The organism is Streptomyces krungchingensis (genome assembly GCF_054729265.1).
In genome coordinates, this window is record NZ_JBPUKY010000001.1 from 8710297 (window position 1) to 8725403 (window position 15107).

The 15107-nt window shown below is 72.2% G+C and carries 14 protein-coding genes; 11 read left to right on the forward strand and 3 right to left on the reverse strand.

The window, feature by feature from the left end; translation table 11 throughout:
* The first annotated feature begins 215 nt into the window (after positions 1-215).
* Positions 216-875, forward strand: coding sequence for a GOLPH3/VPS74 family protein (locus ACSYGO_RS37775; RefSeq protein ID WP_432188592.1), 660 nt, complete (start codon positions 216-218; stop codon positions 873-875).
* A gap of 96 nt (positions 876-971) precedes the next feature.
* Complete coding sequence (locus tag ACSYGO_RS37780) at positions 972-1826, forward strand: isocitrate lyase/PEP mutase family protein (protein WP_460389408.1); 855 nt, start codon at positions 972-974, stop codon at positions 1824-1826.
* 48 nt (positions 1827-1874) lie between these two features.
* Here the strand turns inward: ACSYGO_RS37780 and ssgD are convergent, their stop codons facing one another.
* A complete protein-coding gene (ssgD, locus tag ACSYGO_RS37785) occupies positions 1875-2291 on the reverse strand; it encodes a spore wall synthesis regulator SsgD (RefSeq protein WP_028798927.1) in 417 nt (138 codons plus the stop codon).
* Between the two features lie 281 nt (positions 2292-2572).
* Between ssgD and ACSYGO_RS37790 the strand changes: the two genes are divergently transcribed.
* From ACSYGO_RS37790 to mmpA, 3 genes are all read left to right on the forward strand, one after another.
* Positions 2573-3664, forward strand: coding sequence for a WD40/YVTN/BNR-like repeat-containing protein (locus ACSYGO_RS37790; RefSeq protein WP_435223798.1), 1092 nt, complete (start codon positions 2573-2575; stop codon positions 3662-3664).
* 152 nt (positions 3665-3816) lie between these two features.
* The gene (locus ACSYGO_RS37795; RefSeq protein ID WP_426678473.1) at positions 3817-4518 is read left to right on the forward strand and encodes an endonuclease V; all 702 of its coding nucleotides are present in this window, start codon (positions 3817-3819) and stop codon (positions 4516-4518) included.
* A gap of 141 nt (positions 4519-4659) precedes the next feature.
* On the forward strand, positions 4660-4806 hold the full coding sequence (gene mmpA / locus ACSYGO_RS37800; RefSeq protein WP_426678472.1) for a morphogenic membrane protein MmpA: 147 nt from the start codon (positions 4660-4662) through the stop codon (positions 4804-4806).
* A gap of 301 nt (positions 4807-5107) precedes the next feature.
* Here the strand turns inward: mmpA and ACSYGO_RS37805 are convergent, their stop codons facing one another.
* Positions 5108-6280: a saccharopine dehydrogenase family protein gene (locus ACSYGO_RS37805; protein WP_432175139.1), complete on the reverse strand. Its 1173-nt coding sequence runs from the start codon at positions 6278-6280 to the stop codon at positions 5108-5110.
* 138 nt (positions 6281-6418) lie between these two features.
* Between ACSYGO_RS37805 and ACSYGO_RS37810 the strand changes: the two genes are divergently transcribed.
* The 6 genes from ACSYGO_RS37810 (at position 6419) to ACSYGO_RS37835 (ending at position 13793) form a co-directional block, all read left to right on the forward strand.
* A complete protein-coding gene (locus ACSYGO_RS37810; RefSeq protein ID WP_426678470.1) occupies positions 6419-6799 on the forward strand; it encodes an MmcQ/YjbR family DNA-binding protein in 381 nt (126 codons plus the stop codon).
* A gap of 228 nt (positions 6800-7027) precedes the next feature.
* Entirely contained in the window at positions 7028-8164 is a 1137-nt protein-coding gene (locus tag ACSYGO_RS37815; protein ID WP_460389411.1) for a CaiB/BaiF CoA transferase family protein, read from the forward strand.
* Complete coding sequence (locus ACSYGO_RS37820; protein ID WP_460389413.1) at positions 8164-9177, forward strand: LLM class F420-dependent oxidoreductase; 1014 nt, start codon at positions 8164-8166, stop codon at positions 9175-9177. Before ACSYGO_RS37815 ends, ACSYGO_RS37820 begins: the two co-directional genes overlap by 1 nt.
* 15 nt (positions 9178-9192) lie before the next feature.
* On the forward strand, positions 9193-10335 hold the full coding sequence (locus ACSYGO_RS37825) for an acyl-CoA dehydrogenase family protein (RefSeq protein WP_426678468.1): 1143 nt from the start codon (positions 9193-9195) through the stop codon (positions 10333-10335).
* Positions 10336-10356: 21 nt separating this feature from the next.
* Positions 10357-11571, forward strand: coding sequence for an acetyl-CoA C-acetyltransferase (locus ACSYGO_RS37830; RefSeq protein WP_095937853.1), 1215 nt, complete (start codon positions 10357-10359; stop codon positions 11569-11571).
* Between the two features lie 47 nt (positions 11572-11618).
* Positions 11619-13793 carry a 3-hydroxyacyl-CoA dehydrogenase NAD-binding domain-containing protein gene (locus ACSYGO_RS37835; protein WP_432175136.1) on the forward strand — a complete coding sequence of 725 codons (2175 nt, stop codon included), beginning with the start codon at positions 11619-11621 and terminating at the stop codon, positions 13791-13793.
* Between the two features lie 415 nt (positions 13794-14208).
* Here ACSYGO_RS37835 and ACSYGO_RS37840 read toward each other — a convergent pair whose 3' ends face one another.
* Entirely contained in the window at positions 14209-14907 is a 699-nt protein-coding gene (locus tag ACSYGO_RS37840) for a MerR family transcriptional regulator (RefSeq protein WP_432175135.1), read from the reverse strand.
* Positions 14908-15107: the final 200 nt, after the last annotated feature.

Below are 15107 nucleotides of genomic sequence, written 5' to 3' on the forward strand. Positions count from 1 at the left end.
GGGAAGGTCCCGTACCGGAGGACGGCTCGAACGCCGAGGTCGCACGCTGCGCACACGGATGCCGGCAGAAGGCGGCTGTGTGTGACGCGGTGTCTCTGACCTCAGACGAGCAACGTCCTTCTCCGATCGACGGCAACAGAACCGCTGTACACCGTAGGGGCGGCCGCGGACGCTGTCAAAGGATTAACGTCGCCCCGACGACCCAGGGAGATTCCGTGCCGAACGGCCCCCTCTCGCTGCCCGCCCGGCTCTACCTGCTCGCCCAGGACCCCGGGGAACCGGGCCTCGGCGACGCCCCCGGCCTCGACCGCCTGGTGCGCGCCGGCGCCCTCGCCGACCTCGCGGGGCGGGGACTGCTCGTCGACGACGACGGCATCGTCACCCCCGCCGACGCCGACTCCCGCACCGGGGACACCGTCCTCGACGAGCTCCTCGAACTCGTCGCGGAGTCGCGCCCGCGGACATGGCCCGAGTGGGTGTCGTCGCGGGCACGCCTCACCCTGGACGCCGTACGCGCGCAGCTCGCGGACGAGGGATATCTGCGGGCCGAGCGAAGACGGGTCCTCGGCCTCTTCTCCTCGGTGGACTACGGGCTGGAGCGGGTGCCCGCCGTGCAGGCGCTGCACGCCCGGGCCCGGCAGGTGCTGGCGGGCCCGCTGCCCGCGGCCGAGGTCCCCGGCCGTGACGCGGCGCTCGTCGTCCTCGCCGCCGCGGCCGGGCTGCGCATGTTGGCACCGCCGGACGGCCGGCAGGTCCCCTCGGGCCGCGTGGACGAACTGGCCGGCCGCGCCGGCGCCGAGACGCCGGCCCTGATGAAAGCCGTCCGGGAGGTCCGTGACGCGCTGGCCGTCGCGTCGCCGGCGCCGGGGCGCTGAGGCCGCCGCACGCTCCGGGCGCCCGGCCTCCGGCCTTCACGTACATGTCGAATTCCTGCCAGCTCCGCTGTCGCTCCCCGTGTTTGAGTTGCCGTCATGACGAACACGAACCTCACCGGTGAGCAGCTCGGTTCCCTGCGCGAGACCGCCGCGGGCTTCCGCGCCCTGCACGTGCCCGGCCGCCCGCTCGTCCTGCCGAACGCCTGGGACGCGGCGAGTGCCCGGATCGTCGAGGAGGCGGGCGCACCGGCGGTCGCGACGACCAGCGCGGGGCTCGCCTGGGGGCTGGGCAGGCCGGACGGGGACCGGCTGGACAGGGACGCCGCGCTCGGCGCCGTCGCACGGGTCTGCGCCGCGGTCCGGGTACCGGTCAGCGTGGACATCGAGAGCGGATACGCCCGGGACGCGCAGGACGTCGGGAACACGGTCCGCGCCGTGCTCGCGGCGGGTGCCGTGGGCGTGAACATCGAGGACGCGCTGTACGAGGGCGCCGCCCCGCTGCGCCCGGTCGGCGACCAGGCGGAACGCATCGCGGCGGCCCGCGCGGCCGCCGACGCGGCGGACGTCCCCCTGTACGTCAACGCCCGCATCGACACGTATCTGAGGGGCGCGGGCGGTATCGACGAGACCCTGGAGCGGGCCGCGGCCTACCTCGCCGCCGGGGCCGACGGTGTCTTCGTACCGGGAGCCGCCGACCCGGTGACCGTCAAGGCGCTCGTCGACGGCGTCGACGGCCCGCTGAACATCCTGGTGGGGCCCGGGGCGCCCACGGTGTCCGAGCTGGCCGCGCTCGGCGTGGCGCGGGTCAGCGCGGGTTCGAGCATCGCGCAGGCGGCACATGCCGTGGTCCTCCGGGCCGCGCGGGAGCTGCTGGGCGCGGGGACCTACGACTCGCTGACCGGCGGTTTCGACTACGCGGAGCTCAATGCCCTGATGAGCGGGGGCCGCTGAGGGCGGTACACCGCCCGGCGGTCGGCACCCCGATGCGGGGTGCCGGTCTCAGCAGGTGCCGCGCATCAGCTCCGCCAGATCGTGGTCCAAGTCCACCTGGAGGTGTTCGAGACCCAGCGGCACCAGCTCCATGGTGCTCTGGAGGAAGCGCCGCACCTCGCCGGAGCGCACATGCACCACGGCGGTGCCCTCGGGGGCGTGGAACTCCAGGACGGTGCGGTCGTAGCCGTACGGCCGCACCCGCACGTCGCCGTGACCCACCGACTCCTCGAGCCCGGAGACGAGCAGCTCGCGCGCGAACATCCAGCACACGTCCACGCCCTCCAGCGTGGCGGGGGCGGGGAAGGACATGCGCACGGCGAAGGGATCGCTCCGGTCGTAGTGGAGCGTGGCGGGAATGCTCGGCATCCGCGGCGCGGCGGCGACGAGGCGGGCCTCTACGGGCTGCTCGATGAGGGTGGACAACGCCTTGCTCCCTTGTGACGACTGGACGGACTGCGGGCGAATGAGGCCGGTCATTGAAAGAGACGAAGAAATGAGCCACTGCGTGCACCTGGGACCCGAGTGACCTCTGTCACCGAATCCATGTGCTGTGGCGGCCCACCCCGTGATCTCCCCGTCGCCCTGGCCCCCCGGGCTCCGGCACGCGCTCACCGGACAACCGAGAGGACACTCGGTCCGGGCCCCGAGGTTCCCGCGGAAGGCCATCTGGACGGCACCGGGGGAGTGGGCTAGCTTCGCCCGCCATGAGGGGCTTGGGGAAGTCGAGGCGTACGAGTCGGACGGTCACCGTGGGACTGTGCGCGGCGGCACTCGCCGCCGCGCTCGCGGGGGCGGTGCCCGCTCAGGCACAGGGCGACGCGAAGACGCCGCACTGGGAACTCAAGGACAGCGGCACCGACGTGCGGCTGCGCGGGCTCTCGGCCGTCAGCCGGGACACGGCCTGGGTGGCCGGTTCCAAGGGCACCGTGCTGCGCACCACCGACGGCGGCGCCCACTGGCGGAACGTGTCGCCGCCCGGCGCGGCGGACCTGGAGTTCCGGGACATCGAGGCGTTCGACTCGCGCCGTGCGGTGGTGCTCGCCATCGGCGAGGGCGAGGCGTCCCGGGTGCTGCGCACCGACGACGGCGGCGCGACCTGGACGGAGTCCTTCCGCAACACCGACGCGAAGGCCTTCTACGACTGCATCACCTTCCTCGACCGGCGCCACGGCCTGGCGATGAGTGACCCGGTTGACGGCCGCTTCCGCATTCTGTCGACGAGTGACGGCGGCCGTTCCTGGAAGGTGCTGCCCGCCGACGGCATGCCCGCCGCGCAGGACGGCGAGGCCGGTTTCGCGGCGAGCGGGCAGTGCCTGGTCGGCTCGGGGCCGCGGGACGTGTGGCTGGCCACCGGCGGAGGCGCACGTGCGCGCGTGCTGCACTCCCGGGACCGCGGACTGACCTGGACCGCGGCCGACACGCCGATCCCGGCCGGGGACCCGGCGCGTGGGGTGTTCGCCGTCGCGTTCCGCGACCGCACCCACGGCCTCGCCGTCGGCGGCGACTACCGCGCCGACCAGGCCTCACCGCAGGCGGCTGCCACCACTCCGGACGGCGGCCGGACCTGGACGCCCGCCGCGCACCCTCCGCCCGCCTACCGCTCGGGCGTCACCTGGCTCCCGCACAGCCGCACCGCCGCGCTCGCGGTCGGCCCCACCGGCACCGACCTGACGACGGACGGCGGCCGCACCTGGCGCACCGTGGACACGGGCTCGTACGACACCGTGGACTGCACCCCCGACCGGGGCTGCTGGGCCTCCGGCGAGAAGGGACGGGTGGCCCGGCTGGAGCACTGAGCCGTGCCACGAGGCGGGCCGCGCACCGGAGTCGGTCCGGTGACGCACGGGAGCGGCCCGGGGCGCGGCCGGCACGACGGACGGAGGGTCGGCCGCCGGGCGCACCCCTGAACGCCCGGGCCGCCCGGTGGCCGCCTAGGCTCGTCACCACCATGACGAGTGTGAGGATTCCCGCGGGCTGGCCCGCCACCGAGGAGCAAGCCCGTGCGGTGCAGGACGAGTTGCGGGAGCGGGTGGTGCTCGACGAGGCGGGGCCACCGCCGGGCACCGGCAGGGTGACGGGCGTCGACGTCGCCTACGACGACGAGCGTGACCTCGTCGTCGCGGCGGCCGTCGTGCTCGACGCGGCGAGCCTCGACGTCGTCGCCGAGGCCACCGCCGTCGGGCAGGTCTCCTTCCCGTACGTCCCCGGGCTGCTGGCCTTCCGCGAGATCCCGACGGTGCTCGCCGCGCTGGACGCCCTGCCCTGCGCGCCCGGCCTCGTCGTCTGCGACGGATACGGCCGCGCCCACCCGCGCCGCTTCGGCCTCGCCAGCCACCTCGGCGTCCTCACCGGGCTGCCCACGATCGGCGTCGCCAAGAACCCCTTCACCTTCTCCTACGACGAACCGGGTGCTCCCCGCGGCAGTTCGTCCCCGCTGCTCGCGCACGGACCCACGGGCGAGGAGGAGGTCGGCCGCGCCCTGCGCACGCGCGACGGCGTCAAACCGGTGTTCGTGTCCGTGGGCCATCGGGTCGGTCTCGACACCGCGTGCGCGCACACGCTCGCGCTCACGCCCGAGTACCGCCTGCCGGAGTCCACACGGCTTGCGGACTCCCTCTGCCGGAGGGCCCTGAAGGAGGCAACTCCCTGACGGGGCACGGCCGTCCGGCCGGCCGCGTCGGCGCGGCGGCTTCCCCGGGCCTTCCCGGTGACCGTACCCAGTACCCGCCCGGGGTCCGTCTGAGTACCTGTACGGATGTCTCGGCCCCGCGGGACCGGCAGGCTCGGGCGCATGACGACGCATCGTGCACCGAAGCCCGCCGCCGCTCCCGCCCAGCCCGTCGAGCGGGCGGTGACGGCCGCACTGGTCCTCGCCGCGGTCGCCGGACTCGCCTGGATCGGCGGGATGATCTACACGGTCACCGGGTGGACCTTCTGACCGCTCCCCGGCCCGCGGGCCGGCGACCGACGGCACGGAACGGATGGGATCCGGCCGTCGGTCCGACCGAGCCCGGCCCGGCAACCGTCGGGATCGATCCGGGTCCTGACGGGGCAGGCTGATCCGGGTCCGGACGAGGGCCGAGCCGATCCGGTCCTGGACGGCGGCGGATCGATCCGGCTGCGGCCGTCGGCCCGACCGAGCCTGGCCCCGGCAACCGTTCGGACCGATCCGGGTCCGGACGGGCCGGACCGATCCGGTCCCGGACGGCGGACGGATCGGTCCAGGTCCGGGCCGTCGGTCAGCGGGTGGCCGCGACGCGGAAGGTGATCCCGGCGCGGCGGAGCCGTTCCGTCAGCGCGTCGCCCATCGCCACCGCCGTGGTGACCTGCCCGGACGTCTTCGGCAGTTCGTCGAAGGCGAGCGACAGCGCGGACTCGGCGAGCATCTTCGCGGTCTCGTCGTAGCCCGGGTCGCCGCCGGATACCTCGGTGAAGACGCGACGGCCGCCGCCCTCGCCCACGAACCGCACCGTGAACCAGCTCCTCGCGCGGCGCGCGGCACTCGGCCCCTCGCCCGGCTTGATCCGGTCGGACAGCCAGCGGCGGGCGGGCGGCACCTGGGCCGCCGCGAAGACCGCGCCCACGGCGGCGACGCCGCCCACGACGAACGGCAGCCGCTCGACCGCCGCGTAGTGGCGGTAGCGGAAGTCGGGCCCGTAGCGCTCCAGGGCGCGCGCGGACCGTTTCACCACCTGCGCGTCGATCGTCGGAAGCGGCAGCGCCCAGGCTCCGACCTCCTTGGCGAACCGCGGTGCGCCGAGGGGCGCCTGCGCCCGCCGGCCCATCAGCCGCGGCTCGTGATGCCGGCGGTCGCGCGCCGCCGCGGCCATGTGCCGCCCGCGGGCGAACTGGTTGAGGGCGGAGGCGAAGGTGCCGCCCGAGAACATCGCCTCGGAGCGGACGAATCCGTCGACCCGCAGCGGCACGCCCTCGGGCAATTGCCGCACGGTGAAGTAGGCGCCGAGGTCGTGCGGGACCGAGTCGAAGCCGCAGGCGTGCACGAGCCGTGCGCCGGTCTCCCGCGCGCGTGCGTCGTGCCGGACATACATCAGGTCCACGAACTCGGGTTCACCGGTCAGGTCCACGTAGTCGGTCCCGGTGTCCGCGCAGGCCGCCACCAGCTCCTGGCCGTGGTGGAGATACGGCCCCACCGTCGTGGCGACCACGCGCGCGTGCCGGGCGAGTTCCCTGAGCGCCTGCGGATCGTCCGCGTCGGCCCGCACCACGTCGGGGCCCCCGCCGAGCCGTTCCCGGAGCCGCTCCAGCTTCTCGGCGCTGCGCCCGGCGATCGCCCAGCGCAGCCCTTCCGGCGCATGGGCGGCCAGGTACTCCGCGGTCAGCGTCCCGACGAACCCGGTCGCTCCGTAGAGCACGACGTCGTAGGTCCGCTCCGTTCCGTTCAGCCTGCTCATGACATTCCCCACTCTCGGCCGCACCGGAGCGGGCGGTGCCCCCGCTGCCGTACGCGAAGCGCCGTTGTCGGTGGCTGAGGCTAGCGTGAGGAACGAGCAGCCGGACGACGAGGTCGGGCGAAGAGGCCGGAGGTGACCGTGGCCGTTCCGAAAAGCGCCCTGAAAAAGTGGGAGAAGGTGCGCGAGTTCGCCCTCGGACTGCCGGGCGCCGTGGAGGAGTTCCCCTGGGGCGAGGCCGTGGCGAAGGCCGGCAAGAAGGTGTTCGTCTTCCTCGGCACGGACGACGGCAGTCACCCACTGGGCCTCACGCTCAAGCTCACGGACGACACCGCGCACGCGCATGCCCTCACCTCCCCGGGCGCCGGACCCGCGGCGTACGGCCTCGGGAGATCGGGGTGGGTGCGCATACCCCTGGAGGAGTCCGGTGCCCCCGCGGCGGGGCTGCTGTGCGACTGGGTCGAGGAGAGCTACCGGGTCGTCGCACCGAAGAAGCTGGTCGCGGAGCTGGACCGGCGCTGACGGCGCCGCACACCGCCGGCACTGCGCCCGCGGACCTGTCCGTACGGCTCTCCGGGCGGCCCCTCGCCGCCACGACGCCGCCCAGCGTGGGTGTTTTTGTCCCGTTGCGTCATGATCGGGCACCGAGAAACTAGACTAAGCGCTTGCTCGTCAGGGGCTTGCCCGACGTGGAACACGTTCTTAACATCGCTGATGTCACATCAGTGGTGTCACAGTGCTGGGGGCTCGATGGCAGAGGCAGGAAGGCCGGGACACGGTCCGCTCACCGGGGTGCGCGTGGTCGAGCTGGCGGGTATCGGTCCCGGACCGTTCGCCGCCATGCTCCTCGCCGACCTCGGCGCGGACGTCGTCCGCGTCGACCGGCCGGGCGGCCCCGGACTGGCGATCAACCCGGAGTACGACATCACCAACCGCAACAAACGGTCCGTGATCGTCGACCTGAAGACCGAGGACGGCCCGTCCCACGTGCTCGATCTCGTCGAGCGGGCCGACGTCCTCGTCGAGGGATACCGCCCCGGCGTCGCCGAACGCCTCGGCGTCGGCCCCGAGGCCTGCCACGCCCGCAACCCCGCACTGGTCTACGGCCGCATGACCGGCTGGGGACAGGACGGCCCGCTCGCCCAGCGCGCCGGCCACGACATCGCGTACATCGCCCTGACCGGCACCCTCGGCATGATCGGCGCGCCGGGCGAGCCGCCCGCGGTCCCGGCCAACCTCGTCGGGGACTACGCGGGCGGCTCGCTCTACCTCGTCGTGGGCGTCCTCGCCGCCCTCCACCACGCGCGCGCGACCGGCACCGGACAGGTCGTGGACGCGGCCATCGTCGACGGCACCGCGCACCTCTCCGCGATGATCCACGGCATGCTCGCCGCGGGCGGCTGGCAGGACCGCCGCGGCGCCAACCTCCTCGACGGCGGCTGCCCCTACTACGGGACCTACGAGACGGCCGACGGCCAGTACATGGCGGTGGGCGCCCTGGAGCAGCAGTTCTACGACGAGTTCGTCACCCTGCTCGGCATCGGGGAACTCACCGGCGCCCACAAGGACCTGGCCCGCTGGGAGGAACTGCGCGAAGAGGTCGCGGCCCGCTTCCGGACCCGCACGCGCGACGAGTGGACCGCCGTCTTCGAGGGCTCCGACGCCTGCGTGGCACCGGTCCTCTCACTGCGCGAGGCACCCGCGCACCCCCACCTCGCCGCGCGGGGCACCTTCGTCGACCACGCCGGCATCACCCAGCCGGCGCCCGCGCCGCGCTTCTCCCTCACCCACACCGCCGTCCGCGGAGGTCCCGCCCAGCCGGGCGCCGACACCGCGGACGTGGCCCGCGACTGGGGCCTGCCCCACCTCATGAAGGACGGCGACTGATGGAGCTCTCCCTCCCGCTCGACTACGCGGGCGACCCCCGGCAGGCCGTGGACGAGGTGGCCGCCCTGGAGTCCGCGGGCCTGGACGCCGTCTGGGTCGCCGAGGCCTACGGCTTCGACTCGCCCACGATCATGGGCTACCTGGCCGCCCGCACCGAGCGCATGACCATCGGCGCCGCGATCCTCAACGTCTACTCGCGCACCCCCGCGCTGATCGCGCAGACCGCCGCCGGGCTCGACGCGATCTCCGGAGGGCGCGCCGCCATCGGACTGGGCGCCTCCGGCCCGCAGGTCGTCGAGGGCTGGCACGGAAAGGCGTACGACAAGCCGATCGGCCGGACCCGCGAGGCCGTCGAACTCACCCGCCGCATCCTGCGCCGCGAGGTGATCGACCACCACGGCATCACCGACATGCCCCGCCCCGGCGGCCTCGGTAAGCCGCTGAAGATCCTCACCAAGCCCGTACGGCCCGACGTTCCCCTGTACGTCGCCTCGCTCGGCCCCGCCAACGTACGGATGACCGCGGAGATCGCCGACGGCTGGCTGCCCACGCTCTTCATCCCCGAGAAGGCCCACCAGGTGTGGGGCACCGCGTTGGCCGAGGGTGCCGCGCGCCGCGATCCCGCTCTCGGCCCGCTGCTGACCGTCGCGGGCGGACTGCTCGCCATCGGCGAGGACGCGGCGGCCGCCCGCGACCTCGCACGCCCCAGGATCGCCCTCTACGTAGGAGGCATGGGCGCACCCGGGAAGAACTTCTACAACGACCTCGCGGTGGCCTACGGCTACGAGAAGGAAGCCCGCCTCATCCAGGAGCTGTACCTGTCCGGGCGGAAGAAGGAGGCCGAGGCCGCGGTCCCCGACGAGTTCTGCGAACTCATGTCGCTGTGCGGGCCCGAGAGCTACGTCCGCGAGCGCGTCGAGGCCTTCCGGGAGGCCGGGGTGACCATGCTCAACGTCATCCCCGTCGGCCCGGAACCGGCCCGCCTCATCGAAACCGTCAAGAGCTGGCTCTAGGAGGGCGTTTCCCGCATGAAGCGGCAGATCTTCACCGCCGAGCACGACGCGTTCCGCGACACCGTGCGCACCTTCCTCGCCAAGGAGGTGCTGCCCCACTACGAACAGTGGGAGAAGGACGGCATCGTCGCGCGCGACGCCTGGCGCGCGGCAGGGAGGCAGGGCCTGCTCGGACTCGCGGTCCCCGAGGAATACGGAGGCGGCGGCAACACCGACTTCCGCTACAGCGCCGTGCTCGCCGAGGAGTTCACGCGCGCGGGCGCCTCCGGACTCGCGCTCGGACTGCACAACGACATCATCGGACCGTATCTGACGGGCCTGGCCACCGAGGAACAGAAGCGGCGCTGGCTGCCCGGCTTCTGCGACGGTTCGCTGATCACCGCGATCGCCATGACCGAACCGGGCGCCGGCTCGGACCTCCAGGGCATCAAGACCCACGCCGAGGACCGCGGCGACCACTGGCTGCTCAACGGCTCCAAGACGTTCATCTCCAACGGCATCCTCGCCGACCTCGTGGTCGTCGTCGCCAGGACGACCCCCGAGGGCGGTGCCCACGGACTGTCCCTGCTCGTCGTGGAGCGCGGCACGGAGGGCTTCGAGCGCGGCCGCAACCTCGACAAGATCGGCCAGAAGGCGCAGGACACGGCCGAACTGTTCTTCAACGACGTACGCGTGCCCAAGGAAAACCTCCTCGGCGAGCTGAACGGCGCCTTCGTCCACCTGATGACGAATCTGGCGCAGGAGCGCATGGCCATAGCCGTCGCCGGGATCGCCGCCGCCGAGCACCTCCTGGAGATCACCACGGAGTACGTCAAGGAACGCGAGGCCTTCGGCAGGCCGCTGTCCAAGCTCCAGCACATCCGCTTCGAGATAGCCGAGATGGCTACCGAGTGCGCCGTCACCCGCACCTTCCTCGACCGCTGCATCGTCGACCACTCGAACGGCGGACTCGACGCAGTGCACGCCTCGATGGCCAAATGGTGGGCCACCGAGCTGCAGAAGCGGGTAGCTGACCGTTGTCTCCAACTGCACGGCGGTTACGGCTACATGACGGAGTACCGCGTCGCGAAGGCCTTCACCGACGGACGTATCCAGACCATCTACGGCGGGACCACCGAGATCATGAAGGAGATCATCGGTCGTTCCCTGCTCGGCTAACCCTCCTCGAAAGGCTTATCAGTGAGCACCGAAGCGTACGTGTACGACGCGATCCGCACCCCGCGCGGCCGCGGCAAGGCGAACGGCGCCCTGCACGGCACCAAGCCCATCGACCTGGTCGTCGGGCTCATCCACGAGGTCCAGCGGCGCTTCCCGGGCCTGGACCCGGCCGCCGTCGACGACATCGTGCTCGGCGTCGTCGGACCCGTCGGCGACCAGGGCTCCGACATCGCCCGCATCGCCGCGATCGCCGCCGGACTGCCCGACACCGTGGCCGGCGTCCAGGAGAACCGCTTCTGCGCCTCGGGCCTGGAAGCCGTGAACATGGCCGCGATGAAGGTCCGTTCCGGCTGGGAGGACCTGGTGCTCGCGGGCGGCGTCGAGTCGATGTCGCGCGTGCCCATGGCATCGGACGGCGGCGCCTGGTTCGCCGACCCGATGACCAACATGGCCACCAACTTCGTGCCGCAGGGCATCGGCGCCGACCTGATCGCCACCATCGAGGGCTTCTCCCGCCGCGACGTGGACGAGTACGCGGCGCTGTCCCAGGAGCGCGCCGCCGCCGCCTGGAAGGACGGCCGCTTCGAGAAGTCCGTCGTCCCCGTGAAGGACCGCAGCGGGCTCGTCGTCCTCGACCACGACGAGCACCTGCGCCCCGGCACCACCGCCGACTCGCTGGCCAAGCTGAAGCCGTCGTTCGCGGACATCGGCGAACTGGGCGGCTTCGACGCGGTCGCCCTGCAGAAGTACCACTGGGTCGAGGAGATCGACCACGTCCACCACGCGGGCAACTCGTCCGGCATCGTCGACGGAGCCTCCCTGGTGGCCATCGGCTCGAAGGAGGTCGGCGAGCGCTACGGACTCACCCCGCGCGCGCGGATCGTCTCCGCGGCGGTCTCCGGATCCGAGCCCACCATCATGCTGACCGGCCCCGCGCCCGCCACCCGCAAGGCGCTCGCCAAGGCCGGACTCACCATCGACGACATCGACCTCGTCGAGATCAACGAAGCCTTCGCGGCGGTCGTGCTGCGATTCGTGAAGGACATGGGCCTGTCCCTGGACAAGGTCAACGTCAACGGCGGCGCGATCGCCCTCGGCCACCCGCTCGGCGCGACCGGCGCGATGATCCTCGGCACCCTCGTCGACGAACTGGAGCGCCAGGACAAGCGCTACGGCCTCGCCACGCTGTGCGTCGGCGGCGGTATGGGCATCGCCACCATCATCGAGCGCCTGTAACTCCCCAGCGGACCACCAGACTTCAACGGAGACCGGAGACCCTCCCCATGACCGAGAGCACCACCATCCGCTGGGAACAGGACGAGACCGGCGTCGTCACCCTCGTCCTCGACGACCCCAACCAGTCCGCCAACACGATGAACCAGGCCTTCAAGGAATCGATCGCGGCCGTCGCCGACCGCGTCGAGGCCGAGAAGGACTCCATCCGAGGCATCATCTACACCTCCGCGAAGAAGACCTTCTTCGCGGGCGGCGACCTCAAGGACATGATCAAGGCCGGTCCGGAGGACGCCCAGCAGGCCTTCGACCTGGGCACGGACATCAAGGGCTGCCTGCGCCGCATCGAGACCCTCGGCAAGCCGGTCGTCGCCGCCATCAACGGCGCCGCGCTCGGCGGCGGTTACGAGATCGCCCTCGCCTCCCACCACCGCGTCGCCCTCGACGCGCCCGGCTCCAAGATCGGCCTGCCCGAGGTCACCCTCGGCCTGCTGCCCGCGGGCGGCGGCGTCACCCGCACCGTCCGCCTCATGGGCATCACCGACGCCCTCCTCAAGGTGCTGCTCCAGGGCACCCAGTACTCCCCGCAGCGCGCCCAGGAGAACGGCCTGGTCCACGAGATCGCGGCCACCCCCGAGGAGATGCTCGCCAAGGCACGCGCCTTCATCGACGCCAACCCCGAGTCGCAGCAGCCCTGGGACAAGCCGGGCTACAAGATTCCGGGCGGCACGCCGTCCAACCCGAAGTTCGCCGCCAACCTGCCCGCCTTCCCGGCCAACCTGCGCAAGCAGCTGGGCGGCGCCCCCTACCCGGCCCCGCGCAACATCCTCGCCGCCGCGGTCGAGGGCTCCCAGGTCGACTTCGAGACCGCGCTCGTCATCGAGGCCCGCTACTTCACCGAGCTGGTGACGGGCCAGACCTCGAAGAACATGATCCAGGCGTTCTTCTTCGACCTCCAGGCGGTCAACTCCGGCGCCAACCGGCCCCAGGGCATCGAGCCGCGCCAGGTCCGCAAGGTCGCCGTCCTCGGCGCCGGGATGATGGGTGCGGGCATCGCCTACTCCTGCGCCCGCGCCGGCATCGACGTCGTCCTCAAGGACGTCTCGGCGGAGGCGGCGGCCAAGGGCAAGGCCTACTCCGAGAAGCTCTGCGCCAAGGCCGTCTCCCGGGGACGTACGACCCAGCAGAAGGCCGACGAGCTGCTCGCCCGCATCACGCCGACCGCCGACCCGAACGACCTGGCCGGCTGCGACGCCGTGATCGAGGCCGTCTTCGAGGACACCTCGCTCAAGCACAAGGTGTTCCAGGAGATCGAGAACATCGTCGAGCCGGACGCACTACTGTGCTCCAACACCTCGACCCTCCCGATCACCGTCCTCGCCGAAGGCGTCGAGCGGCAGGACGACTTCATCGGTCTGCACTTCTTCTCGCCCGTCGACAAGATGCCGCTCGTCGAGATCATCAAGGGCGAGCGGACCGGCGACGAGGCACTGGCACGCGCCTTCGACCTGGTGCGCCAGATCAAGAAGACCCCGATCGTCGTCAACGACTCCCGCGGATTCTTCACCTCCCGCGTCATCGGCCACTTCATCAACGAGGGCGTCGCGATGGTCGGCGAGGGCATCGAGCCCGCGTCGGTCGAGCAGGCCGCCGCACAGGCCGGCTATCCCGCCAAGGTCCTCTCCCTGATGGACGAGCTCACGCTCACCCTGCCGCGCAAGATCCGCAAGGAGTCGAAGCAGGCCGTCGAGGAGGCCGGCGGCACCTGGGAGACGCACCCGGCCGAGGCCGTCATCGACCGCATGGTCGACGAGTTCGGGCGCACCGGTCGCAGCGGCGGAGCGGGCTTCTACGAGTACGGCGAGGACGGCAGGCGCGGCAGGCTGTGGCCCGGCCTGCGCGAGCACTTCACCAAGGCGGGACACGAGATCCCCTTCCGGGACATGCAGGAGCGCATGCTCTTCTCCGAGGCGCTGGACACCGTCCGGCTCCTGGAGGAAGGCGTCCTCACGTCCGTCGCCGACGCCAACATCGGTTCCATCTTCGGCATCGGCTTCCCCGGCTGGACCGGTGGCGTCCTCCAGTACATCAACGGCTACGAGGGCGGCCTGCCCGGCTTCGTGGCCCGTGCGCGTGAGCTCGCCGACCGCTACGGAACGCGGTTCACGCCGCCCGCGCTGCTCGTCGAGAAGGCGGAGAAGGGCGAGCGGTTCAGCGACAAGTAACCGCACACACCCGCCTCCCCGGCCGTACCCGACGTACCGCTGAGTGGTCTGCGGGGCTTGCTCCCCGGGGGCGGGGACCGGACGCCGACCGCGAACCGGTCCCCGCCCCCACCGAGGGTCGGCTTCACGCGCGCGCCGACGTCGGCGCCCGGCCCGTACGGCACCACGGCCAGCGCGATCGCGCCGAGCACGGTGCGCACGGCCACCGCCGCGCGGCCCCCCTGAGCGGTCGGCGGTTTCGAGCACGTCCGCGCCCGGCAGGTCGTGCCGAGGACCCAGGAACCGTCCGACCTGCTGTCCACGCTGCTGTACGTGGTCGACCGGGGCAGCGGCTTCCCGACCGGCCAGACCCTCAATGCGGCCGGTGGGTCCGCCTACCTGTGACAGGACCTCCGGGCGGGGGAGCAGGGGCAGGTCAGGACTGCTTGAGCCACTCCCGCAGCTCCTCCTTCAGCGAGCGCTGGAACGTGGTGAGCAGGGCCTGCACGACCAGTGGCTCCATGTGCGCGGACAGCGACTTCACCGCCGCGACGGACTCCTGCTCGCCCACCGCCTCGCGCAGCAGCGCGGACAGCTCGCGGGCCGCCGCGCGGGAGTGCTCCAGCAGGACCGTCCGCGCCGCGAGGACCGCCTCGTGGGCGATGGGCACGTCCAGCAGCTGGACACCGAGTCGCAGCAGCGCCGGATCCACGCGGAAGGAGTCCGAGGTCCGCTCGAGGACCTGCATGGCGGTCAGCCGGTCCAGGTCCTCGTCCTCCAGCGGCCGGCCGGCCCTCCGCTCCAGCTCCTCGCGCGACACCGCCTCCACCGCGTCGGGTGCCCAGGAGGCCACCACGGCGCGGTGAATGGCCAGGTCGTGGGCGCTCAGGCCGGGCGGCAGCTGTGCCAGATGGCGCTCGATCGCCGCCAGCGTCATGCCCTGGTGCTGCAGTTCCTCGATGAGAGCCAGCCGGGCCAGGTGCTGCCGGCTGTAGTGCCCCACGCGCCGCGGGCCGATCACGGGCGGCGGGAGCAGGCCCTTCGCGCTGTAGAAGCGGATCGTCCGGACCGTGACGCCTGCCCGCGCGGCCAGCTCGTCGACGGTGAACGTCGACTCCTCGGTGTCCGTGGTCATGGCAGGTCCTCACCTTCCGGGTGGTGCGGCGCCCGCCCTCCGGGACGGACGAGGACACGGTGCAACAGTATTACTGTCTCACCAACCTTGTGAAAGTGCCCGTGAGGCCTGATATCGCCTTGATCGCGTCCCGTACAGCCCTTGATCACCATGTGAGATGTTCCGCTGTGTGGCATGCGTCATCGCATGCCCGTGATCTC